18 protein-coding genes are annotated in these 24024 nt (G+C 71.5%); 11 read left to right on the forward strand and 7 right to left on the reverse strand.

What is annotated here, in order from left to right:
• Window positions 1-156 precede the first annotated feature (156 nt).
• A complete protein-coding gene (gene ileS, locus AB0917_RS24915) occupies window positions 157-3300 on the reverse strand; it encodes an isoleucine--tRNA ligase (protein ID WP_366821879.1) in 3144 nt (1047 codons plus the stop codon).
• A gap of 567 nt (window positions 3301-3867) precedes the next feature.
• Here ileS and AB0917_RS24920 point away from each other — a divergent pair.
• From AB0917_RS24920 to AB0917_RS24940, 5 genes are all read left to right on the forward strand, one after another.
• Window positions 3868-4665, forward strand: a complete 798-nt coding sequence (locus AB0917_RS24920; protein ID WP_366821880.1) for a TraR/DksA C4-type zinc finger protein — start codon at window positions 3868-3870, stop codon at window positions 4663-4665.
• Window positions 4666-4723: 58 nt separating this feature from the next.
• Complete coding sequence (gene lspA / locus AB0917_RS24925) at window positions 4724-5314, forward strand: signal peptidase II (protein ID WP_366821881.1); 591 nt, start codon at window positions 4724-4726, stop codon at window positions 5312-5314.
• A 49-nt stretch (window positions 5315-5363) separates the two neighbouring features.
• Complete coding sequence (locus tag AB0917_RS24930; protein ID WP_366821882.1) at window positions 5364-6305, forward strand: RluA family pseudouridine synthase; 942 nt, start codon at window positions 5364-5366, stop codon at window positions 6303-6305.
• The gene (locus AB0917_RS24935; protein ID WP_366821883.1) at window positions 6302-6787 is read left to right on the forward strand and encodes a GNAT family N-acetyltransferase; all 486 of its coding nucleotides are present in this window, start codon (window positions 6302-6304) and stop codon (window positions 6785-6787) included. Before AB0917_RS24930 ends, AB0917_RS24935 begins: the two co-directional genes overlap by 4 nt.
• A 225-nt stretch (window positions 6788-7012) precedes the next feature.
• Window positions 7013-8599 (forward strand): Na+/H+ antiporter, encoded by a 1587-nt coding sequence (locus AB0917_RS24940; protein WP_366821884.1) that lies wholly within the window; start codon window positions 7013-7015, stop codon window positions 8597-8599.
• 146 nt (window positions 8600-8745) lie between these two features.
• Here the strand turns inward: AB0917_RS24940 and AB0917_RS24945 are convergent, their stop codons facing one another.
• On the reverse strand, window positions 8746-9897 hold the full coding sequence (locus AB0917_RS24945; RefSeq protein ID WP_366821885.1) for a mechanosensitive ion channel domain-containing protein: 1152 nt from the start codon (window positions 9895-9897) through the stop codon (window positions 8746-8748).
• 38 nt (window positions 9898-9935) lie between these two features.
• Here AB0917_RS24945 and AB0917_RS24950 point away from each other — a divergent pair, with 38 nt between their 5' ends.
• Window positions 9936-10514 (forward strand): dienelactone hydrolase family protein, encoded by a 579-nt coding sequence (locus tag AB0917_RS24950; RefSeq protein WP_366821886.1) that lies wholly within the window; start codon window positions 9936-9938, stop codon window positions 10512-10514.
• 24 nt (window positions 10515-10538) lie between these two features.
• Here AB0917_RS24950 and AB0917_RS24955 read toward each other — a convergent pair whose 3' ends face one another.
• From AB0917_RS24955 to AB0917_RS24970, 4 genes are all read right to left on the reverse strand, one after another.
• Entirely contained in the window at window positions 10539-12218 is a 1680-nt protein-coding gene (locus AB0917_RS24955) for an alkaline phosphatase D family protein (protein ID WP_366821887.1), read from the reverse strand.
• Between the two features lie 117 nt (window positions 12219-12335).
• Entirely contained in the window at window positions 12336-13151 is an 816-nt protein-coding gene (locus AB0917_RS24960; RefSeq protein WP_366821888.1) for a DsbA family protein, read from the reverse strand.
• A gap of 65 nt (window positions 13152-13216) precedes the next feature.
• Complete coding sequence (locus AB0917_RS24965) at window positions 13217-13945, reverse strand: hypothetical protein (protein WP_366821889.1); 729 nt, start codon at window positions 13943-13945, stop codon at window positions 13217-13219.
• A 90-nt stretch (window positions 13946-14035) separates the two neighbouring features.
• Window positions 14036-15361, reverse strand: a complete 1326-nt coding sequence (locus tag AB0917_RS24970; protein WP_366821890.1) for a DUF2252 domain-containing protein — start codon at window positions 15359-15361, stop codon at window positions 14036-14038.
• Window positions 15362-15587: 226 nt separating this feature from the next.
• Between AB0917_RS24970 and dnaE the strand changes: the two genes are divergently transcribed.
• Window positions 15588-19127, forward strand: coding sequence for a DNA polymerase III subunit alpha (gene dnaE / locus AB0917_RS24975; RefSeq protein WP_366821891.1), 3540 nt, complete (start codon window positions 15588-15590; stop codon window positions 19125-19127).
• A 78-nt stretch (window positions 19128-19205) separates the two neighbouring features.
• On the opposite strand, the gene AB0917_RS24980 is transcribed toward dnaE, so the two are convergent.
• Window positions 19206-19385, reverse strand: a complete 180-nt coding sequence (locus AB0917_RS24980) for a hypothetical protein (RefSeq protein ID WP_366821892.1) — start codon at window positions 19383-19385, stop codon at window positions 19206-19208.
• A gap of 290 nt (window positions 19386-19675) precedes the next feature.
• Between AB0917_RS24980 and AB0917_RS24985 the strand changes: the two genes are divergently transcribed.
• The 4 genes from AB0917_RS24985 to AB0917_RS25000 all read left to right on the forward strand — a co-directional run bounded on the left by AB0917_RS24985 (window position 19676) and on the right by AB0917_RS25000 (window position 23947).
• A complete protein-coding gene (locus AB0917_RS24985) occupies window positions 19676-20938 on the forward strand; it encodes an NYN domain-containing protein (RefSeq protein ID WP_366821893.1) in 1263 nt (420 codons plus the stop codon).
• Between the two features lie 154 nt (window positions 20939-21092).
• A complete protein-coding gene (locus tag AB0917_RS24990) occupies window positions 21093-22076 on the forward strand; it encodes an ABC transporter ATP-binding protein (RefSeq protein ID WP_366821896.1) in 984 nt (327 codons plus the stop codon).
• A gap of 103 nt (window positions 22077-22179) precedes the next feature.
• Entirely contained in the window at window positions 22180-23019 is an 840-nt protein-coding gene (locus AB0917_RS24995) for an ABC transporter permease (protein WP_366821894.1), read from the forward strand.
• 118 nt (window positions 23020-23137) lie between these two features.
• Window positions 23138-23947 carry an ABC transporter permease gene (locus AB0917_RS25000; protein WP_366821895.1) on the forward strand — a complete coding sequence of 270 codons (810 nt, stop codon included), beginning with the start codon at window positions 23138-23140 and terminating at the stop codon, window positions 23945-23947.
• Window positions 23948-24024: the final 77 nt, after the last annotated feature.

The raw sequence follows: 24024 nt of genomic DNA on the forward strand, positions 1-24024 counted from the left end.
GGCGGTGGTAGCCATATCCAGCCCGTCCGGCGCTTGAGGACATCTTCCAGCCTCGCCGGCGTTTGAGGCGCGGGGGTTCGGGGGCGGAGCCCCTGAGGGGGTACGTGGAAGGGCCCGGCCGGGACGTATCCGGCCGGGCCCTCTCAGACGTACCGGCTACTGCTTGCGCAGGCGGAACGTCAGTGCCAGGCCCTCGTCCTCGAAGACCGCACCGTACGTGTCGTCCGCCTCGCCCTCCGCGTAGTCCACGGCCAGCACCTCGTCCGAGATCAGCGGGGTGTGCTCCGTGAGGGCCTCCACCGTCGCCGGGGACGTCGAGGTCCAGCGGACGGCGATGCGGTCCGCCACGTCCAGGCCGCTGTTCTTGCGGGCCTCCTGGATCAGGCGGATCGCGTCACGGGCCAGGCCCGCGCGGCGCAGCTCCGGGGTGATCTCCAGGTCCAGGGCGACCGTCGCGCCCGAGTCCGAGGCGACCGACCAGCCCTCGCGCGGGGTCTCCGTGATGATGACCTCGTCCGGGGAGAGGGTGATGGTCTCGCCCTCCACCTCCACCGACGCGGTGCCCTCGCGCAGAGCCAGGGAGAGCGCCGCCGCGTCCGTGTTCGCGACCGCCTTGGCCACCGCCTGGACGCCCTTGCCGAACCGCTTGCCCAGGGCCCGGAAGTTGGCCTTGGCCGTCGTGTCGACCAGCGAGCCGCCCACCTCCGAGAGCGAGGCGAGCGAGGTGACGTTCAGCTCCTCCGTGATCTGCGCGCGCAGCTCGGGGGAGAGCCCCTCGAAGCCGCTCGCCGCCACCAGTGCGCGCGACAGCGGTTGGCGCGTCTTCACGCCCGACTCGGCGCGCGTCGCCCGGCCCAGCTCCACCAGGCGGCGCACCAGCGCCATCTGGGAGGAGAGGGCCGGGTCGATCGCCGACAGGTCCGCCTTCGGCCAGGTGGCCAGGTGGACCGATTCCGGGGCGTCGGGGGTGACCGGCGTGACCAGGTCCTGCCAGACGCGCTCGGTGATGAACGGGGTCAGCGGGGCCATCAGCCGGGTCACCGTCTCGACGACCTCGTGCAGCGTGCGCAGCGCCGCCTTGTCGCCCTGCCAGAAACGGCGGCGCGAGCGGCGTACGTACCAGTTGGAGAGGTCGTCGACGAAGGCCGAGAGCAGCTTGCCGGCGCGCTGGGTGTCGTAGCCCTCCATCGCGACGGTCATCTGGTCGACCAGCGCGTTGAGTTCGCTCAGCAGCCAGCGGTCCAGGACCGTGCGCTCCGCCGGGGCCGGGTCGGCCGCCGACGGGGCCCAGTCGGAGGTGCGGGCGTACAGGGCCTGGAAGGCGACCGTGTTCCAGTAGGTGAGGAGCGTCTTGCGGACGACCTCCTGGATCGTGTTGTGGCCGACCCGGCGCGCCGCCCACGGGGAGCCGCCCGCCGCCATGAACCACCGCACCGCGTCCGCCCCGTGCTGGTCCATCAACGGGATCGGCTGGAGGATGTTGCCCAGGTGCTTGGACATCTTGCGGCCGTCCTCGGCCAGGATGTGGCCCAGGCAGACGACGTTCTCGTAACTCGACTTGTCGAAGACCAGGGTGCCGACCGCCATCAGCGTGTAGAACCAGCCGCGGGTCTGGTCGATGGCCTCCGAGATGAACTGCGCCGGGTAGCGGCTCTCGAAGATCTCCTTGTTCTTGTACGGGTAGCCCCACTGCGCGAACGGCATCGAACCCGAGTCGTACCAGGCGTCGATGACCTCCGGGACGCGGTACGCCTCCAGCTGGCAGTTCTCGTGCGAGCAGGTGAAGGTGATCTCGTCGATGAACGGGCGGTGGGGGTCGAGCGACGACTGGTCGGTGCCCGTCAGTTCGGTGAGTTCCGCTCGTGAGCCCACGCACGTGAGGTGGTTGTCCTCGCAGCGCCAGATCGGCAGCGGGGTGCCCCAGTAGCGGTTACGGGAGAGCGCCCAGTCCACGTTGTTGTTCAGCCAGTCGCCGAAGCGACCGTTCTTGACCGAATCCGGGAACCAGTTGGTCTTCTCGTTCTCCTGAAGGAGACGGTCCTTGATCGCGGTCGTCTTGATGTACCAGGACGGCTGCGCGTAGTAGAGCAGCGCCGTGTGGCAGCGCCAGCAGTGCGGGTAGCTGTGCTCGTACGGGACGTGGCGGAAGAGCTTGCCGCGCGCGTCCAGGTCCGCGGTGAGCGCCTCGTCGGCCTTCTTGAAGAAGACGCCGCCGACCAGGGGGAGGTCCTCCTCGAAGGTGCCGTCCGGGCGGACCGGGTTGACCACCGGGAGGCCGTAGGAGCGGCAGACCACGAGGTCGTCGGCGCCGAACGCGGGGGACTGGTGGACCAGACCCGTACCGTCCTCAGTGGTGACGTACTCGGCGTTGACCACGTAGTGGGCTTCCGCCGGGAAGTCGACCAGCGTGAACGGGCGCTCGTAGGTCCAGCGCTCCATCTCCGCGCCGGTGAACGACCGGCCGGTCACCTCCCAGCCCTCGCCGAGGGCCTTCTCCAGGAGGGGTTCGGCGACGACGAGCTGCTCCTCGCCGTCGGTCGCCACCACGTAGCGGACCTCGGGGTGCGCGGCGACCGCCGTGTTGGAGACCAGCGTCCAGGGGGTGGTCGTCCAGACCAGGAGCGCCGCCTCGCCGGCCAGCGGGCCCGAGGTGAGGGGGAAGCGGACGAAGACCGAGGGGTCGACGACCGTCTCGTACCCCTGCGCCAGCTCGTGGTCCGAGAGGCCCGTGCCGCAGCGCGGGCACCAGGGGGCGACGCGGTGGTCCTGGACCAGCAGGTCCTTGTTGAAGATCTCCTTCAGCGACCACCACACGGAGTCGACGTACTCCGGGTCCATCGTGCGGTAGGCGTCGTCCAGGTCGACCCAGTACCCCATACGGGTCGTGAGCTCGGCGAAGGCGTCGGTGTGCCGGGTCACGGACTCACGGCACTTGGCGTTGAACTCGGCGATGCCGAACGCCTCGATGTCCTTCTTGCCGTTGAAGCCCAGCTCCTTCTCGACCGCCAGCTCGACCGGCAGGCCGTGACAGTCCCAGCCGGCCTTGCGGCCCACGTGGTAGCCCTGCATGGTGCGGAAGCGGGGGAAGACGTCCTTGAAGACGCGGGCCTCGATGTGGTGGGCACCGGGCATGCCGTTGGCGGTGGGCGGGCCCTCGTAGAAGACCCACTCGGGGCGGCCCTCGGACCGGTCCAGGCTCTTGGCGAAGACCTTGTTCTCGCGCCAGAAGTCGAGAACGGCGTGCTCCAGCGCGGGCAGGTCGACCTGGGCGGGTACCTGGCGGTACTGCGGCGATGTCATGTGCGGCTTCCTCCGGCGGACGTATTCCACTTCCGTCGGAGGGACGAGAGCGTCTGGCGCTCCCGCGGTACCACCCTCCTTGGCCCCGGGCGTGTGCCCGTGGCCCCCTCATTGGGGTCGCGGTGCCGGGTCTACTGGCCCTGCACCCGTGGGCGGGGCCCACTCGGTCCGAGGCGTTCTTCCGGCGGCTCCGGGGTGATCTTCACGACGCGCTCGCCCCCGGGCTCCCACCGTCCCCGGGTCGCTGCTGGCTGCGTACGGCGCTACTCGTCCCATCCAAGCCTTCCGCTGGGCCCAGTGTACGGGCCCGTACGGCTGACGGCCGACCGGTTTAACCCGGGGCCCGGCCGTGACCCGAATGGCCAGTCGGGGGCGTACGGAGTTGTCGGCGGGGGTGCTGGGGCGGATTACCCGGCGGGGAGCTGGGAACAACGGATGCAGGCGCGCCACGACCGGGTACGGGGAGGGGCGAAAGGGCGGCGTGCCCCGTTGCCGCGGGGCTGGGGCCGATTTATCGTCCCAGCACGATTCGCGAGCAAGATCACAATATGTGAAGGGGCCGCGGCCATGGTGGCGAAGAAGACGGCGGAAGAGACCGCGGCCGGGCAGAAGGCCGAAGGGAAGCCACCGGCCGACGAGACAGCTGATGAGACAGCCGGCGAGAAGGCGCCCGCGCCCACGAAGAAGACGGCGGCCAGGAAGACGGCCGCGAAGAAGGCGCCTGCGAAGAAGGCGGCGGGGAAGAAGACCGCCACCAAGAAGAGCACCCCCAGCACCACGAGCAGCACGAAGAAGAGCGTGGCCAAGAAGGCTTCGAAGACGGCCGCACAGTCGGCCACGGGGGCGGCTCAGGCCGCCGAGGAGACGGGAGCCCACACGGTGGTAGCCAAGAAGAGCGAGAGCCGCCCCGCAGCCGGTACGGAGGAGGCGGCCGTGCCGTCGGCCCGTGGAGCCGCCACGATCGCCCCCGGCGAACTGGCGGTACGGCCCGGGGAGGACCCCTGGACGCCCGAGGAGGTCACCGAGGCCCGGACGCTGCTGACCGGCGAGATCGTGCGGCTGCGCAGCGAGCTGGAGGCCTCGGGCGCGGCGCTCGCCGGGCTGATGCGGGACTCCGGTGACGGCGCCGGCGACGACGAGGCCGACACCGGCACCAAGAACATCACCCGCGAGCACGAACTGTCGCTGGCCGCCCACGCCCAGGAGACGCTGGAGCAGACCGAGCGGGCGCTCGCCCGGCTCGAAGCGGGGACCTACGGGCTCTGCGAGGTGTGCGGCAAACCGATCGGCAAGGCGCGGATGCAGGCGTTTCCCCGCGCCACCCTCTGCGTCGAGGACAAACAGAAGCAGGAGCGGCGCGGCTGAACCGCACAGGTGTGTCGTACCCTCGTCCTCAGTCAGGCACCTAGGTTGAGGGACTCACGTGGCAGAGGCGGAGCGCATCATCGGTACGCCGGACGATCCCGAGACCGAGCACACGGACGAGGGCGGCTCCACCGCCGCCGACGCCGCTGTGAACGCGGGCACGGGCAAGCGCAGGATCCTGGTGCTCGTCGGTGTCGCGATCGTGGCCTACCTGCTGGACCTGGTCACCAAGATGATCGTGGTCGCCAAGCTGGAGCACCAGCCGCCGATCGACATCATCGGTGACTGGCTCCAGTTCCGGGCGCTGCGGAACGCCGGCGCCGCGTTCGGGTTCGGCGAGGCGTTCACGGTGATCTTCACCATCATCGCGGCCGGGGTGATCGTGGTGGTCGTCCGGCTGGCCCGCAAGCTCTACAGCCTGCCGTGGGCCATCGCCCTGGGACTGCTCCTGGGCGGTGCGCTCGGCAACCTCACCGACCGGATCTTCCGGGCGCCCGGCGTGTTCGAAGGGGCGGTGGTCGACTTCATCGCCCCCAAGCACTTCGCCGTCTTCAACCTCGCCGACTCCGCCATCGTGTGCGGCGGCATCCTCATCGTGATCCTCTCCTTCAAGGGGCTGGACCCCGACGGGACCGTGCACAAGGACTGACCCGCACCGGGCTGCGCGGGGAGCCTCCGGCGCAAGGCATACTCGACAGGTGAGTACGCACCCCGAGATCCGCACCCTGCCCGTACCGGACGGCCTGGAAGGCGAGCGTGTCGACGCCGCCATCTCCAGGATGTTCGGTTTCTCCCGCACCAAGGCCGCCGAGCTGGCCGCTGCCGGGAAGGTCCAGGTGGACGGTTCGGTGGCCGGCAAGTCCGAGCGGGTGCACGGCGGCGCCTGGCTGGAGGTCGAGATGCCGCAGGCACCCGCCCCCGTCCAGGTCGTGGCCGAGCCCGTCGAGGGCATGGAGATCGTCCACGACGACGACGACATCGTGGTCATCATGAAGCCGGTCGGCGTCGCGGCCCACCCCAGCCCAGGCTGGAGCGGCACCACCGTCATCGGCGGCCTCGCCGCCGCCGGGTACCGCATCTCCACGTCCGGCGCCGCCGAGCGCCAGGGCATCGTGCACCGCCTGGACGTCGGCACCTCCGGCCTGATGGTCGTCGCCAAGTCCGAGCGCGCCTACACCCTGCTCAAGGCCCAGTTCCGCGACCGGGTCGTCGACAAGAAGTACCACGCGCTGGTCCAGGGCCACCCGGACCCGATGAGCGGCACCATCGACGCCCCCATCGGGCGCCACCCCAACCACGACTACAAGTGGGCCGTCACCGCCGAGGGCAAGCCGTCGGTGACCCACTACGACCTCATCGAGGCGTACCGCGCCGCCAGCCTCCTGGACATCAAGCTGGAGACCGGCCGCACCCACCAGATCCGGGTCCACATGTCCGCCCACCGCCACCCCTGCGTCGGCGACCTGACGTACGGCGCCGACCCGACCCTGGCCAAGCGGCTCGGGCTGACCCGGCAGTGGCTGCACGCGGTGCGCCTGGGCTTCGAGCACCCGAGCGACGGCGGCTGGGTGGAGTTCTCCAGCACGTACCCGGCCGACCTCCAGCACGCCCTCGACACCATCTCCGCGGAGAGCCAGTGACCGCCGTCCCACCCCCGTACACCACCCGCAGGGCCGTCGAGGAGAGCGACCTGGCAGCCTGCTTCCAGGTGCGCAAGGAAGTCTTCGTCGGTGAGCAGAACGTGCCCGAGGAGATCGAGTACGACGCCTACGACCCCACCGCCGTGCACGTCCTGGCCGTGGCGGCCGACGGCACGGCCCTCGGTACGGGGCGGCTGCTGCACGGCGCCGACGCGGCCGGCAGGACCGGCGGAGACCTCACCGTCGGCTCGCTCGGCCGGCTCGCGGTGACCCGGCAGGCGCGCGGCCTCGGCGTCGGCGCCGCCCTGGTGCGCGCCATCGAGGACGAGGCGGCCCGCCTCGGCCTGGCCGCCGTCGATCTGCACGCCCAGACGCACGCCCTCGGCTTCTACGAGCGGCTCGGCTATGTCGCGTACGGCCCCGAGTTCCCGGACGCGGGCATCGCGCACCGGTCGATGCGACGGACCATCGGGGCCGCCTGAACCCGCTGCGCGAGGGGAACCGGGCGCGGCCCGGCCCCGCCGCGCGGGGGGTCACGCCCTCCCCGTGAGCCGTGCGTGGCAGGGTGGAGGCCCGCTCGGCCGCCGACCCGGCCGAGCCCCTGGCGGCCGCTCACCCCCGGCCGGAACTCCGGGGCACGGCTGGGCCGTGACCTGTGTGTCGCCCGGTGAGAGGCCCGGAACCGCACGCTCCGGAAGGCACCTCCCGTGGATCAGATGGCCCTGCTGCTCCTGCTGCTGCTCGGCGCCGTGGTCACGGTGCCCCTCGGCGCCCGGCTGGGGCTGCCGGCACCGGTCCTGATGACGCTCGCCGGGGTCGCGATGGCGTTCGCCCCCTTCGTGCCGACCGTCGACATCCCGCCCGAGATCATCCTCCCGGCGCTGCTGCCGCCGCTGCTCTACGCCTCGGTGCAGCGCACCTCCTGGCGCCAGTTCGCCGCCAACAAACGCCCGATCTTCCTGCTGGCCGTCGCCCTGGTCTTCGTCACCACGGCCGCCGTCGCCGCGGTCGCCAACTCGGTCGTACCCGGGCTGCCGATCGCCGCCGCCGTCGCGCTGGGCGCGCTCGTCGCCCCGCCCGACCCGGTCGCCGCCACCGCCGTGGCGGGCTCGGTCGGACTGCCGCGCCGGCTCGTCTCGATCCTGGAGGGCGAAGGGCTCTTCAACGACGTCACCGCCATCGTGCTCTACCACGTGGCCATCGCCGCGGCGGTGAGCGGCACCTTCTCGCTGCCCGAGGCCTTCGGGGAGCTGATCCTCTCCGCCGTCGTCGCGGTCGCGGTCGGCCTGGCGCTCGGCTGGCTCACCATCAAGCTGATGGGGGTGCTGGGCGACGCCACCCTCCAGGTCGGCCTGAGCCTGCTGGTGCCCTTCGTCGCCTACGTCCTCGCCGAGGAGCTGATGGGCTCCGGCGTCCTCGCCGTCCTGATCACCGCGCTCTTCCTCGCCGAGCACACCGCCGACGCCGACGACGTGCTGGGCCGGCTCACCGGACGTACCTTCTGGGAGATCGTCGACACCCTGGTCACCGGCGTGGCCTTCGGGCTGATCGGCCTGGAGCTGCACAGCGTCTTCGGCACCTCCGGCGGGCGCGAACTCCAGATGCTCGGCTGGGGGCTCGCCATCGTCGCGGTCGTCGTCGGCGTCCGGCTGGCCTGGCTGCTGCCCGCCACCTGGCTCGCCAAGCGGCTGCACACCCGGCGGGACGTCAGCGAGGAGATCCCGGCCAGCTGGCGGGAGACCGTCGTCATGTGGTGGGCCGGGATGCGCGGGGTGGCCTCCGTCGCGCTGGCGCTGGCGATCCCGCTGGAGACCGACGACGGGCAGCCCTTCCCCGGCCGCGACGAGATCATCTTCATCGCCTTCTGCGTGATCATGGCCACCCTCGTCTTCCAGGGACTCACCCTGCCCTGGCTGGTCCGCAAGCTCGGCGTCCGCGCCGACACCGACGCCGAGGAGGCCCTGGAGCGGGAGCTCGCCCTGCGGGCCGCCAAGGCCGCCAAGCACCGGCTCAAGGAGATCCAGGAGGTGGAGGAGTTCCCGGAGGAGGTCGTGGAGCGGCTCCAGAAGGCCGCGTACGACATCGGGGCCCGGATCAACCCGGAGATCGTCGACGAGGAGCGGCGCGAGGCCTACGCCCAGCGCGCCGAGCGGTTCAAGGCGGTCAGCCGCGTCCAGCGCGAGATGATGTCGGCCGCCCGCCACGAGGTGCTCTCCGCCCGCAACGAGGCCGGCTCCGACCCCGAGGTCGTGGACCGGGTGCTGCGTTATCTGGACGTCCGCTCCCTGCGCTGAGGCCCTCAGGGCGTACGGGACGGCCGCGCACCCGGGGACGTAGGGGGCCTCGGCCGCAGCCGTGCCCGGAACGTAGGGGATCTCGGCCGCGACCGCACCCCGGGCCCTACGGGTTCGTCCGCCCCGTCCCGTACGTACCGGCGCTCTCAGCCGCGTCCGGTCCGCGGTGCCTTGGAGTCGTCCAGGTCGCGGGAGGGTGCGGACCCGTTGCGGCCGGAGGGGGCCTTCGCCCCGGTCAGCTCCGCCCACTGCTCGCCCGGCGGCAGCGCGCCGGGGGAGGTGGTGACCCGGGGCAGCGCGTACGGGTGGTGGTCGCGCAGCCAGCCGATCAGCTGCTCGCGCACCGCGCAGCGCACCGTCCAGATGTCGTCCGCGTCCTTCGCCGTGACCACGGCCCGCACCTCGATCGTGGTCGGGGTCGTGTCCGTGACCGCCAGGGACCAGTCCCGGCCGTCCCAGGTGGCGATGTCACCGAGGAGGTCCCGCAACTTCCTGCGCATCGCGGCCACCGGCGCCGCGTGGTCGAGGTGGAAGTAGACCGTGCCGGACATCTGGACCCCGCCGCGCGACCAGTTCTCGAACGGCCTGCCGGTGAAGTAGGAGACCGGCATCGTGATCCGCCGATCGTCCCAGGTCCGTACCGTCAGGAACGTCAGCGTGATCTCCTCGATGGTGCCCCACTCGCCGTCCACCACCACCGTGTCGCCGATCCTGACCATGTCGCCGAAGGCGATCTGGAGCCCGGCGAAGAGGTTGCCGAGGGTCGACTGGGCGGCCACACCGGCGACGATGCCGACCACACCGGCCGAGGCCAGCATCGAGGTGCCGACCGCGCGCATCGCCGGGAACGTCAGCAGCATCGCGGCGAGGGCGACGACCGTCACCACGGCTATGACGACCCGCTGGATCAGCGTCACCTGCGTACGGACCCGGCGCACCCGGGCCGGATCGCGGGTGGACGTCGCATACCGGGCGTAACTGGACTCGACGACCGTCGCGGCGGCCCGGACCACCAGCCACGCCGAGGCACCGATCAGCACCAGGGAGAGGGCCTGACCGATCCCGACCCGGTGCTCCCACACCCAGGCGACGCCCGACTGGCGGTAACTGCCGCGCAGCAGCGCGGTGATGAGCACCACCTGCAACGGTGGCCGGCAGCGCCGCAGCAGACCCCACAGCGGGGTCTCGTGGTGGCGGCTGTCGGCCCTGAGCAGCAGCCGGTCGACCAGCCAGCCTGCCAGCAGGGGGATCACCACGGAACCGCCGATCACGATCAGCGGGCGCAGCACGTTCTCCATCGGTCCGGTCCTCCAAGCATCAAGGCACAACTGGCACCATGGGCCTCATGAACATCATGCTTTTCCACTCGACCTACGGGCTCACGCCCGCAGTGCACGCCGCGGCCGCACGTCTGAGGGACGCCGGCCACGAGGTGCGCGTGCCCGATCTGTTCGAGGGGCACACCTTCGACACGGTGGAGAAGGGCATGGCCTTCAAGGAGGAGGTCGGCAAGGAGGAGCTGCTGAAGCGCGCCGTACTGGCCGCCGCGCCCTACTCCGACCAGGGGCTCGTCTACGCCGGTTTCTCCCTCGGGGCGGCGACCGCGCAGACCCTGGCCCTGGGCGACGCGAAGGCGCGCGGGCTGCTGCTCCTGCACGGCACGTCGGACATCGCCGAGAACGCCTCGGTGGACGAGCTCCCCGTCCAGCTGCACGTCGCGGACCCGGACCCCTTCGAGTCCCACGACTGGCTGAACAGCTGGTACCTCCAGATGCAGCGCACCGGCGCGGACGTGGAGATCTACCGCTACCCCGGGGCCGGCCACCTGTTCACCGACCCCGATCTGCCCGACTTCGACCAGGCGGCCGCCGAGCAGACCTGGAAGGTCGCACTCGGCTTCCTGGCCACCCTGTAGAGGCGCCCTTCCGAGCCCGGGGCCTCAGCGGACCGGGCGGTCCGCGCGCTCGATCCGCTGCGTGCCCCGCCGGGTCCGGTAGGAGCGGGTCCAGGAGGAGGTGGCGTCCTTGGCCGTCTTGTCGGAGAGCACGTAGTAGTCCATCTGGGACCGTTCGGCGGTGACGTCCAGGACGCCGTAGCCGTGCGAGTCCATGTCCACCCACTTCACATGGCGGTTGGCGGTACGGACGGCCGTCGCCGCGACCAGCGACACCGTCTGCGGCGCGACCCGCAGGATGTCGTCCAGATTGTCCGAGGTCACCGACGTGACCACGAACTCCGTCGCCGCCGACGCGGACAGCGGGTACGTCGCCGCCCTCACCGGCACCTCGTTGGCCCACGCCATGTGGATGTCCCCGGTCAGGAACACCGTGTCGGTGATCCCCCGCTCCCGCAGGTGCCCGATCAGCTCCTTGCGGTCGTCGGTGTACCCGTCCCACTGGTCGACGTTGACCGCCAGCCCCTCCTTCGGCAGCCCCAGCAGCCCGGCGATCGGCTCCAGCAGATGGGCGGGGAGCGCACCGAAGGCGACCGGGGAGATCATCACCGACGTACCGACCAGCTTCCACACCGCGTCCGAACCGGCGAGCCCCGCCTTCAGCCAGTCCAGCTGCGCCCGGCCGGTGACCGTACGCTCCGGGTCGTCCACCGAGCCGCTGCCGATGGACGCCTGCTCCGAACGGAAGCTCCGCAGGTCCAGCAGGTGCAGATCGGCCAGCCGCCCGAACCGCAGCCGCCGGTAGACGGTCCCCTCGGTGGAGGCGCGGACCGGCATCCACTCGAAGTACGCCTGCTTGGCCGCGGCGACCCGCTCGGCCCACACCCCCTCCGCGCCCGGGGTGTGGTTCTGCGCCCCGCCCGACCAGGCGTCGTTGGCGAACTCGTGGTCGTCCCAGATCGCGATGACCGGGTGGGCGGCGTGCAGCGACTGGAGGTCGGTGTCGGTCTTGTAGGTGCCGTGCCGGGCGCGGTAGTCGGCCAGGTTCAGGATCTCGTGGGCCGGCCGGTGCTCGCGCAGGGCCGCGCCCTGGGTCGGGTACTCGCCGGTGCCGTACTCGTACAGGTAGTCGCCCAGGTGCAGCACCGCGTCCAGGTCGGTACGGGCGGCGAGGTGGCGGTAGGCGGAGAACCAGCCGGCCTCCCAGTTGGCGCAGGACACCACGCCGAAGCGGACCCCCGCCACGCTCGCCCCGGTGGCGGGCGCGGTGCGGGTGCGGCCGACGGGGGAGCGGACCTCGCCGTCCCCGGTGCCCGCCGTGAAGCGGAAGTAGTACGTCGTGGCCGGCCGCAGTCCGCGGACGTCGGCCTTCACCGTGTGGTCGAAGGGGGCCGCGGCGAGCGTCGTACCGCTCGCGGCCGTCGCGGTGAACTCCCGGTCCTCCGCTATCTCCCAGCGCACCGGCGTATCGGCGCCGAGCCCCGAGCCGGGCTCCGCGCCCGGCTCGGGGGTGACGCGGGTCCACAGCAGGACGCCGTCGGGCAGCGGGTCACCGGAGGCGACACCGTGCAGGAAGGCGGGGGCCAGGGCCGTCGCCTCCGAGGCGGAGGCGGTGGTGGCGGAGGTGGTGGTCGCGGTGGCGAGCACGGGGACGGCGGCGGCGGTCGCGGCGGCGGCCCGGACGACCGTGCGGCGGCTCGGCGAGGAAACGTGTCGGCTGGTCACGGACCATCACCCTACTGGCACGTACAGCCAACGGGCGGGCGAACAGAGGAAGTTCGCCCGCCCGTGGGGAAACGGTCGCCGGGAGGTGGCCCACCGGTCGGCGACCGGCCGGAAGCCTTACGCCTTGAGCGCCTTGTCCACCGCGGCCGTGAAGTCGGCCGCCGTCATCGGGGCGTTGTCGCTGCCCTCGGAGGTGACCTTCTCGCCGTCCATCTTCAGGGTGGGCGTGCCCTGCACATCGCTCTTGTCGAACGCGGCGGACATCTTCATCGCCCAGGCGTCGTACGTACCGTCCTCGACGTCCTTCTGGAAGGCCGCGTTGCCCTTCAGGGCGTCCACCGACTCGGCGACCTCGATGAGGTAGCTGTCCTTGGCGAACTTGTCGTCGCTCTCCTGCGGGTGGAACTTCTCGGAGTACAGCGCGGCCTTGTACTCCATGAACGCCTCGGGGCTCACGTTCAGCGCGGCGCCGAGCGCGCTCAGGGCGTTCTTGGAGCCCTCACCGTTGTCGGTGTTGTCGATGAAGGTCGCACCGATGTACTTGACCTTGTACTTGCCGTCCTCGACGTCCTTGGCGATGGTCTCGCCGACGCCCTGCTCGAACGTGGCGCAGACCGGGCAGCGGGAGTCCTCGTACAGCTCCAGGGTCTTCTTGGCGTCGGACTTGCCGATCACCACGGTGGTGCCGTCGGTGCCCGAGGTGTTCCTCGGCGCGGTGACGTTCTTCGCGTCGGCGGCGGCGTCCCAGGCGTCCGGCTTGTTCAGCTGCATCACGCCGTAGCTGATACCGCCGACGACGGCGAGCGCGGCGACGACCGAGACGGCCACGACGAGCTGCTTGCGGGTCCTGTCCTTCTTGGCCTGGCGCTCGCGCTCGGCGCGCAGCCGCTCACGGGCCGCGGCCTTGTTGGCCTGGGTGTTGCGCTTGCTCATGGTTTCGTTCTCCGTGAATGCGTGGGGAGTGGAAGGGGTGCTGCTCGGCGTCGGCCGTCCTGCCCTCAGGCAGCGGCGTACGCGATGAGCGGCGGCCCCCTCCGTCCCACGCAGTGCACGAGGAGGCGGGCCGGGAAGCGCGGGTGCGCGCGCCCGGCGGCCCGGGGGAGGCGGGGCGCGGACCCAAGGCTCCGGCCCGCCACGGCGACCGCGGTGAGCAGCGGCCTGAACGCCGTCAGGGCCGCCGTGCGCAGCAGCCCCGCCAGCGCCGCCTCGCCGCGCCGCAGCCAGGCGGCGGCGAGCAGCCCGAGGGTCACATGGGCGGCGAGCAGCAGCCACGGCACGGCGGGACCGGGCTGCGCCAGCAGGGCCGCCGCGTGGTCGCCCGCACCGGTCACCCCGGCCAGCGGGGTGCCGACCGTGGAGACGCCGGTGAGCTGCGCCCCCGCCGCGCCGGCCTGGCCGCCACCGCAGAGCACGTCGAAGCCCACCGAGCGCAGGGGGCCCGCGATGGGCCCGCCGGCCGCCCCGTAACAGAGGTGCTGGCCGGTGGTGAAGAGCGTGTCGGCGGCCAGCTCCAGCGGGACGAGCAGCCCCGCGATGGCGCCGAAGCCGCGCTCCCGGCCGGCCAGTGCGTACGCCACGGCGAAGACGGCCGCCGCCAGCAGGGCGACCGCGGCCAGTGGCAGCGGGACCCCGGAGAGCAGCACGTGGGACGCGGTGGACAGGGTGACGACGAGCGCGGCGAAAAGCGCCGCGCGCGCCACCCTGAGCTGCGTACCTGAGATGTCCATCGTCGGAAAGTGTGTCATGTGCGGAGGTAAGCGGACCTTAAAAGAAGCTGAGATTCGCAGCACGGGCCCCGCCCCCGGCCGGTCACGGGGCTACAGGCCCGGGATCCTGCCGTTGCGGAAGAGGTCCACGAAGATCTGGTGGTCCGCGCGGGCCCGGGACCCGTAGCTGTGGGCGAAGTCGACCAGCAGCTCACCGAACCCCTCCTCGTCGGCCGCGATGGCCGCGTCGATCGCCCGTTCCGTGGAGAACGGCACCAGCGAGTGGCCGCTCTCGTCGTCCGCCGCCGCGTGCATGGTGGCGGTCGCCCGGCCCAGGTCGGCCACGACCGCCGCGATCTCGTCCACCTCGTCGATCTCGGACCAGTCCAGGTCGACCGCGTACGGCGAGACCTCGGCGACCAGCTGGCCGGCGCCGTCCAGCTCGGTCCAGCCCAGCCACGGATCCGCGTGCGCCTGGAGCGCCCGCTGCGAGATCACCGTGCGGTGCCCCTCGTGCTGGAAGTAGTCCCGCACGGCGGCGTCCGTGACGTGCCGGGAGACCGCCGGGGTCTGCGCCTGCTTGAGGTAGATCACCACGTCGTTCTCCAGGGCGTCGCTGTTGCCCTCCAGGAGGATGTTGTACGAGGGCAGCCCGGCGGAGCCGATGCCGATGCCCCGGCGGCCCACCACGTCCTTGACCCGGTAGGAGTCGGGGCGGGTCAGGCTCGACTCCGGCAGCGTCTCCAGATACCCGTCGAACGCGGCCAGCACCTTGTACCGCGTGGCGGCGTCCAGGTCGATCGCGCCCGCGCCGTCCGCGAACCGGCGCTCGAAGTCCCGGATCACCGTCATCGAGTCCAGCAGCGAGAAGCGGGTCAGCGACCGGGCGGCGCGCAGCGCGTCCAGCAGCGGGCCCTGAGCGGTCTCCAGCGTGAAGGGCGGCACCTCGTCGTTCTTCGCGCCCGTCGCCAGCGCGTGGATCCGCTCCCGGTAGGCGGCGGCGAAGATCCGGACCAGGTCGGTGATCTGCTCGTCGGCCAGCGCCTTGGCGTACCCGATGAGCGCCACGGAGGCGGCGAACCGCTTCAGGTCCCAGGTGAAGGGGCCCACGTACGCCTCGTCGAAGTCGTTGACGTTGAAGACGAGGCGGCCGTTGGCGTCCATGTAGGTGCCGAAGTTCTCCGCGTGGAGATCGCCGTGGATCCAGACCCGGCCGGTGCGCTCGTCCAGATACGGGCCGCCGCGCTGCTCGCGCTCCAGGTCGGTGTAGAACAGGCAGGCCGTGCCCCGGTAGAAGGCGAAGGCCGAGCCCGCCATCTTGCGGAACTTGACCCGGAAGGCGGCCGGATCGGCGGCCAGCAGCTCCCCGAAGGCGGTGTCGAGAACGGCGAGAATCTGCTCCCCGCGCCGCGCTGCGCCGGTCTGCGTTTCCGACATTTCCCGCTGCCTCCTGCTGTAGCTGGTGTGCCTGGCCGGACCCGGGTCCGCATGACTGAGTGCATGACTGAGTGCATGACTGAGTGCATGACAAAACGGACAGGTGTCCCGCCCTCTCCAACGCTCGGCGGTCGCGGGTAGTGCCCGTCGTCCGCGTCCGCCACGTCGTAGACTTCCACGCTGTCCCCCCGTCCGTCATCGCCCGACTTCCCGGAGGCCCGACGCCGTGACCAAGCCGCCCTTCACGCACCTGCACGTGCACACCCAGTACTCGCTGCTGGACGGTGCGGCGCGGCTCAAGGACATGTTCGAGGCCTGCAACGAGATGGGCATGTCGCACATCGCGATGACCGACCACGGCAACCTGCACGGGGCCTACGACTTCTTCCACTCGGCGACCAAGGCCGGGGTCACGCCGATCATCGGCATCGAGGCGTACGTCGCCCCCGAGTCGCGTAAACACAAGCGCAAGGTGCAGTGGGGACAGCCGCACCAGAAGCGCGACGACGTGTCCGGATCCGGTGGGTACACCCACAAGACGATCTGGGCGTCGAACAAGACCGGGCTGCACAACCTCTTCCGGCTCTCCTCGGACGCGTACGCCGAGGGCTGGCTCCAGAAGTGGCCCCGGATGGACAAGGAGACCATCGCCCAGTGGTCCGAGGGGCTCATCGCCTCCACCGGCTGCCCCTCGGGCGAGGTGCAGACCCGGCTGCGGCTCGGCCAGTTCGACGAGGCGGTCCAGGCGGCCTCCGACTACAAGGACATCTTCGGCGAGGGCCGGTACTTCCTGGAGCTGATGGACCACGGCATCGAGATCGAGCGCCGGGTCCGTGACGGGCTGCTGGAGATCGGCAAGAAGCTGGACATCCCGCCGCTGGTGACCAACGACTCCCACTACACGTACGCCCACGAGGCCACCGCCCACGACGCCCTGCTCTGCATCCAGACCGGCAAGAACCTCTCCGACCCCGACCGCTTCCGCTTCGACGGCACCGGCTACTACCTGAAGACGACGGACGAGATGTACGCCGTCGACTCCTCCGACGCCTGGCAGGAAGGGTGCGCCAACACCCTCCTGGTCGCCCAGCAGATCGACACCACCGGCATGTTCGAGGCGAAGAACCTCATGCCGAAGTTCGAGATCCCGGACGGCTTCACGGAGATCACCTGGTTCCAGGAGGAGGTGCGCAAGGGCATGGCGCGCCGCTTCCCGAACGGTGTGCCCGACGACCGGCAGAAGCAGGTCGAGTACGAGATGGACATCATCATCCAGATGGGGTTCCCGGGGTACTTCCTGGTCGTCGCCGACTTCATCATGTGGGCCAAGAACAACGGCATCGCGGTCGGCCCCGGCCGAGGTTCGGCGGCCGGTTCGATCGTGTCGTACGCGATGGGCATCACCGACCTCGACCCCATCGAGCACGGGCTGATCTTCGAGCGGTTCCTCAACCCCGAGCGCGTCTCCATGCCCGATGTCGACATCGACTTCGACGAGCGCCGGCGCGTCGAGGTGATCCGGTACGTGACGGAGAAGTACGGCGCCGACAAGGTCGCCATGATCGGCACGTACGGCAAGATCAAGGCCAAGAACGCCATCAAGGACTCGGCCCGCGTGCTGGGCTACCCCTACGCCATGGGCGACCGCCTCACCAAGGCGATGCCTGCCGACGTCCTCGGCAAGGGCATCGACCTCAACGGCATCACCGACCCCAAGCACCCGCGCTACAGCGAGGCCGGCGAGATCCGGGGGATGTACGAGAGCGAGCCGGACGTCAAGAAGGTCATCGACACCGCCAAGGGCGTCGAGGGCCTCGTGCGGCAGATGGGCGTCCACGCCGCCGGCGTCATCATGTCCAGCGAGCCGATCGTCGACCACGCCCCCGTCTGGGTCCGGCACACCGACGGCGTCACCATCACGCAGTGGGACTACCCGCAGTGCGAGTCGCTCGGCCTGCTGAAGATGGACTTCCTCGGCCTGCGCAACCTGACGATCATGGACGACGCCATCAAGATGGTGAAGTCCAACAAGGGCATCGACCTGGAGATGCTCTCCCTGCCGCTGGACGACCCCAAGACCTACGAACTGCTCTGCCGCGGTGACACCCTCGGCGTCTTCCAGTTCGACGGCGGGCCCATGCGCTCCCTGCTGCGCCAGATGCAGCCCGACAACTTCGAGGACATCTCCGCCGTCTCGGCCCTCTACCGGCCGGGCCCGATGGGCATGAACTCGCACACGAACTACGCGGAGCGCAAGAACGGCCGCCAGGAGATCACCCCGATCCACCCGGAGCTGGAGGAGCCCCTCAAGGAGGTCCTCGGCCTCACCTACGGCCTGATCGTCTACCAGGAGCAGGTCCAGAAGGCCGCCCAGATCGTCGCCGGGTACTCGCTCGGCGAGGCCGACATCCTGCGCCGCGTGATGGGCAAGAAGAAGCCCGAGGAGCTGGCGAAGAACTTCGTCCTCTTCGAGGCGGGCGCCAAGGAGAAGGGCTTCTCCGACGCGGCGATCAAGGCCCTGTGGGACGTGCTGGTGCCGTTCGCCGGGTACGCGTTCAACAAGGCGCACTCCTCGGCGTACGGGCTGGTCACCTACTGGACCGCCTACCTCAAGGCGAACTACCCCGCCGAGTACATGGCCGCCCTGCTGACCTCGGTCAAGGACGACAAGGACAAGTCCGCGGTCTACCTCAACGAGTGCCGCCGCATGGGCATCAAGGTGCTGCCGCCCAACGTCAACGAGTCGCTGTCCAACTTCGCCGCCCAGGGTGACGACGTCATCCTCTTCGGCCTGACCGCCATCCGCAACGTCGGCCAGAACGTCGTGGACTCGATCATCCGCTCGCGCAAGGCCAAGGGGAAGTACAGCTCCTTCCCCGACTTCCTCGACAAGGTCGAGGCGGTCGTCTGCAACAAGCGCACCGTCGAATCGCTGATCAAGGCCGGCGCCTTCGACGAGATGGGCCACACCCGCAAGGGGCTCGTCGCCCACCACGAGCCGATGATCGACAACGTGGTCCAGGTCAAGCGCAAGGAGGCCGAGGGCCAGTTCGACCTCTTCGGCGGCATGGGCGAGGAGGAGAGCGACGAGCCGGGCTTCGGGCTCGACGTGGAGTTCTCCGACGTCGAGTGGGAGAAGGCCTACCTGCTCGCCCAGGAGCGGGAGATGCTCGGCCTGTACGTCTCCGACCACCCGCTCTTCGGCCTGGAGCACGTCCTCTCCGACAAGGCCGACGCCTCGATCTCCCAGCTCATGGGCGGCGACTACAGCGACGGCTCGATCGTCACCGTCGGCGGCATCATCTCCGGCCTCCAGCGCAAGATGACCAAGCAGGGCAACGCCTGGGCCATCGCCACCGTGGAGGACCTGGCCGGCTCCATCGAGTGCATGTTCTTCCCCGCCACCTACCAGCTGGTCTCCACCCAGCTCGTCGAGGACACCGTCGTCTTCGTCAAGGGACGGCTCGACAAGCGCGAGGACGTGCCCCGGCTGGTCGCCATGGAGATGCAGGTCCCCGACATCTCCAACGCCGGGACCAACGCCCCGGTCGTCCTCACCATCCCCACCGTGAAGATCACCCCGCCGATGGTCACCCGGCTCGGCGAGGTGCTCAGCCACCACCGGGGCGACACCGAGGTACGGATCAGGCTCCAGGGCCCCCGCAAGACCACCGTGCTCCGCCTCGACCGGCACCGGGTCAAGCCCGACCCGGCCCTCTTCGGCGACCTCAAGGTGCTGCTCGGCCCGTCCTGCCTGGCCGGCTGAGAACGCGCACCACGACGAGAGGGGCGTCCCGCACCGGCGGGACGCCCCTCTCGCGCACGACCGCGAGCGGCCGACGTGTCAGTTGTGACCGAAGCGCCGCTGGTGCTTGCGCGCCACGTCGGAGGGGCTGCCCTGAGCCTGGTTCTGCGGCTGGGCCTGCGACTCGTACGCCGTCGACTTGGCCTGCTCGGCACTGCGCTCCGACGCGGACGCGCGATCGTGCTGGCTGCCCTGCTTGCGGTTCTTGTTCTTGGCCATGGTGAATGCCTCCTGTGGGGAATCCTGGGGGGCCAGGACCATCGCCAGACTCACATGGCACCGCAAACAGTGCATGTTGGATCATTACCGTGCGTAGTGGTATCCGCAGTGGCCTCCCGTTCCGCCGCCCGCCCGATACCTTTTCCAGCCCTTTCCCGATTCGCCACGCCGATGATCGAGTTCCGGCCGTTAACCCCTGCGTGGTCGGGCAGACTCGAAGGAAACCCTGGGTAAGCGGACCCGGTCATCGCGGGACGGCCGCTGAACCGTTCCCGGACTCCTGGAAGAGGGTGGAACGCGTGGACCGTTGCGTCGTCCTGGTGGACGCCGGCTACTTGCTGGGCGCAGCCGCGAGCCTGCTGGCCGGAGAGCCCGCCCGTTCCCGGATCACCGTCGACCACGCCGCCCTCATCCTGGGGCTGCGCGAGAGGGCCGAGGCCGATACGCAGCAGCCGCTGCTGCGGATCTACTGGTTCGACGGCGCCCCCGACCGGGTGCCCCAGCCCGAGCACCGCAGACTCCGGGTGATGCCCCGGGTGACCGTACGGCTGGGAGCCCTGACCCGCAGCGACGGACGCTGGGCGCAGAAGGGCGTGGACGCGGCCATGCACGCCGAGCTCACCGAACTCGCCAGGAACCGGGCCTGCTCCGACGTGGTCCTGGTGACCGGCGACGGCGATCTGCTGCCCGGCCTCATGTCCGCCAAGGAGCACGGGGTCGCCGTCCACCTGTGGGCCGTCCAGGCCGCCGACGGCGACTACAACCAGTCCGAGGACCTGGTCGCCGAGGCGGACGAGCGCCGGGTCCTCGACCGGGCCTGGATCACCAAGGCGGTACGCGCCAAGGACACCGTCGGCAGCTGCCCCCCGCCACCCGCCCCGCGCCCCGAGATCGCCGCCATCCTCTCCGCGCCGCTGCCGGAGGCCGCCCTCGCCGCCTCCGCCGAGCGGGCCTCCGAGGCCCAGGCCGCCGCCGCCCGCAACGGGCCCGCCGCCCCCGCCGAGACCACCCCTTCCGCACCCGCGCCCGCTCCCGGCCACAAGACCGTCCCCACCCCCAAGGACCTGGCCGCGCTCCGCGCCCACAGCATCCACCCCGACCGGACGGCCGCCCAGTCGGCCACCCCCGCCAACGCCACGCTGCGCTGGTCCTCCGACCGGGGCTGGGTCGAGCGCGGCGGCCCCCTCGGCGAACCCGCCGAGACCGCCTCCCTGCCCACCCTCGCCCAGCTCACCAGCGCCGAACAGCGCTGGGCCGACCGGGAGGAGGACATCACCACCGTCGGCGGCGACCCCTTCGAGGTGGGCCAGGTCTTCGCCCGGCGCTGGATGGAACGGCTCCCGGAAACGGTCCACCTCCAGAAGCTGTCCACCATGTACCCGCGCATCCCGCACCGCATCGACGGCGAACTGCTGCGGTACGCGGCCCGCTTCGGGCTCCTGGCCCACAAGGACGACCAGATCGACGAACACGACCGCTATGCGATCCGGGCCGGGTTCTGGCGGGAGATCGACGTGCGCGCGGCGGCCGAGCACGTGCCCGCCGGGGAGTAGGCGGGGCCCGTCTCCGTACGGGGGAGCGCGAGCGGGTGCGTACGGGGGCGGGGCGACGCGGGGGCGGCCCCGGACGCGGAGCGGGGCGTGCGACCCCGTACCCTCGTACCTCGTGAGTACGGGCACAGCACAGGCGCAGAGCGACACCGGCACCGTGTGCGCGGTGCGTGACCTCGTCAAGACCTATCCCGCGGTCCGGGGCCGCCGCGGCGCGCCCGCCACCCCCGAGGTGCGGGCCACCGACGGGATCAGCATCGACGTCGAGCGCGGCGAGATCTTCGGACTGCTCGGCCCCAACGGCGCGGGCAAGTCCACGCTGGTCCGCCAGCTCACCGGGCTGATGCGCCCCGACTCCGGCTCCGTCGAAGTCCTCGGCCACGACCTCGTACGCCACCCCGAGCGGGCCTCCCGGCTGATCGGCTACCTCGGGCAGGAATCCACCGCCCTGGACGAGCTGACGGTCTCCCTGGCCGCCGAGACCACCGGACGGCTGCGCGGACTCCACCTCCGCGAGGCGCGCGCCGAACGCGACGCCGTACTGGAGGAGCTCGGCCTCACCGCGCTCGCCGGGCGGCCCCTGAAGAAGCTCTCCGGCGGTCAGCGCAGGCTCGCCTGCTTCGCCGCCACGCTCGTCGGGGACCGGCCCGTGCTGGTCCTGGACGAGCCGACGACCGGCATGGACCCGGTGGCCCGGCGGGCCGTCTGGGCCGCCGTCGACCGCCGCCGCGCGGAGCGCGGGGCCACCGTCCTGCTGGTCACCCACAACGTCATCGAGGCCGAGACCGTCCTCGACCGGGTCGCCGTCCTCGAACGCGGCCGGGTCATCGCCTGCGACACGCCCTCCGGACTCAAGGAGAAGGTGGCCGGCGAGGTCCGCGTCGAGCTCATGTGGCGCGAACGGGCCCCGCTGGACGTCCCGGAGGTCGCGGCGCTGCGCCCGTCCGCCCAGGAGTCCGGGCGGCGCTGGGTGCTGCGGCTGGGCCCCGACGAGGCCCGTGCCGCGGTCGCCGCGGTGACGGGGGGCGCGGCCTTCGCCGCGCTCGACGATTTCACCCTGGCCACACCCAGCCTGGAAGATGTGTACCTGGCGCTCGGGGGAGACGCGGCCAATGCGAGCAAGGGGCTGGTGAAGGCGTGAGGATCCACGGATACGGGGCGCGGGCTCTGAACGCCGCGCGGGCGCTGTACGCAGTGGCGGGCGCGGCGGATGTACCGGACGGGTGTAAGGAGAGCGGCCACAGGTGACCAGCATCATTCCGGCCAGGACCGCACCGTCGCGGCCCCGGCCCCTGCCCCGCCCCTCCGGCTCCGCCGCGCGGACCGTGCCCGCCCCTCTCGCGCCGCGCGCCCGGCTGCTGCCCTCGCTGGCCGCCGTCTACCGCGCCCAGCTCTCCCGGGCGCGGGTCGCCCGGATCCCGCTGCTCTTCGTGGCGACCTTCCAGTCCGTCGGGATCATGGTCCTGATGCGGGGTGTCGTCGACGGCGGGTCCGAGGCGCGTGCGGTGGTCGCCGGCTCCAGCGTGCTGGTGGTGGCGTTCGTCGCGCTCAACCTGCTCGCCCAGTACTTCGGGCAGCTGCGGGCCGGCGGCGGGCTCGACCACTACGCCACGCTGCCGGTGCCGCCCGCGGCGGTGGTGCTGGGGGCGGCGGCCGCGTACGCCTCCTTCACCGTGCCCGGCACGGTCTTCACGGCGATCACGGGGAGCGTGCTGTTCCAGCTCCCGCTGACCCATCTGTGGGTCCTGGTCGCCGTCATCCCGCTCTCCGGCGCCGCACTGGCCGGTCTCGGGGCCGCCCTCGGGCTGCTCGCCCCGCGCCAGGAGCTGGCCACCCTGCTGGGGCAGCTGGGCATGTCCGCCGCGCTGCTGCTCGGGGTGCTGCCCGCCGACCGGCTGCCGGAGCCGGTGGGGTGGGCGCGGGACCTGCTGCCCTCGACGTACGGGGTCGAGGCGCTGGCCCGCTCCTTCGACGCCTCGCCCGACTGGGGCATGATCGGCTTCTTCCTCGCGGTCTGCGCGGTGGTGGGGGTGCTGTCGCTGGCGGTGGCCACGTGGGCGTACCGGCGGGCGGCCGTACGGTAGGTGGCGCCGGGGCGCGCCCCGGGCGTGCGGGGGCGCGGTGGGCGTCGGTGCGGACGGGGTACGGCCGTGGCGGCGGGCCGGGGGCGCGCGTGCGGTATCCGGTGAGGCGCGGCACAGGGTGGCCTGGCACGATGGCACGGTGACCGCACCTCTGACGCCGCCTCACCAGCCGAACCCCCACGATCCGTGGCAGGCCCCGCCCTCGGGCTCCCACCTCGCGCCCGCGTTCGGCTCGCCCGACGACCCGGACACGGCGACGGAACTCCGTCAGGCCGCCGTGGTCGTCGTGCTCGTGGCGCTCGCCGGTATCGCGCTCGGGCTGCTGTGGCTGTGGCTCGCGCCCCGGGTCCCCCTGGTCTCCGACGGCAGCGCCGTCTTCCTGGAGAACAGCGAGGGCGAGGAGGCGATCGGGGCGGACGGAACGTTTGTGCTGCTGGCGGCCGCGTTCGGCGTGCCGACGGGGGCCGCCGTCTTCTGGCGGCTGCGGCGGGGCGGTGTCCTGGTGGTGCTGGGGCTCGGGCTGGGCGCGGTGCTCGGCTCCCTGCTGGCCTGGCGGGTGGGGGTCTGGCTGGGGCCGTCCTCCGACGTCGTGGCGCGGGCGCGGGAGGTGGGCAAGGGCGTCGTGTTCGACGCGCCGCTGGAGCTGCACGCGGTGGCGGCGGCGGTGCTGGTGTGGCCGTTCGTGGCGCTGGTCGTGCACCTGTTGCTGACTGCGGTGTTCGGGCCTCGGGACCCTGAGCCGGACTGGGTGGGGGCGGGGTGGTCGTCCTACTACGGGGGGCCGGGGGAGGGGGCTGGGCCGGGTGGGCCGTCCGTTCCGCCTGGGCCGGGTGGGCCGTCTGGGCCGCCGGTGCCGCCTGCTGGGCCGTCCGGGCCGTCTGTGCCGCCTGTGCCTCCGGCGGCTGGTGGGGGCTCGGGGGCGTCCTAGCGGTGCGGGTGGGGGCGCCTGCGGCGGGCTGTTCCCCTACCCGCCCCTTCCCGAAACCGGGGGGGGGGGCCCGCCGC

The organism is Streptomyces sp. NPDC007346, from assembly GCF_040703535.1.
Classification (GTDB): Bacteria; Actinomycetota; Actinomycetes; order Streptomycetales; family Streptomycetaceae; genus Streptomyces.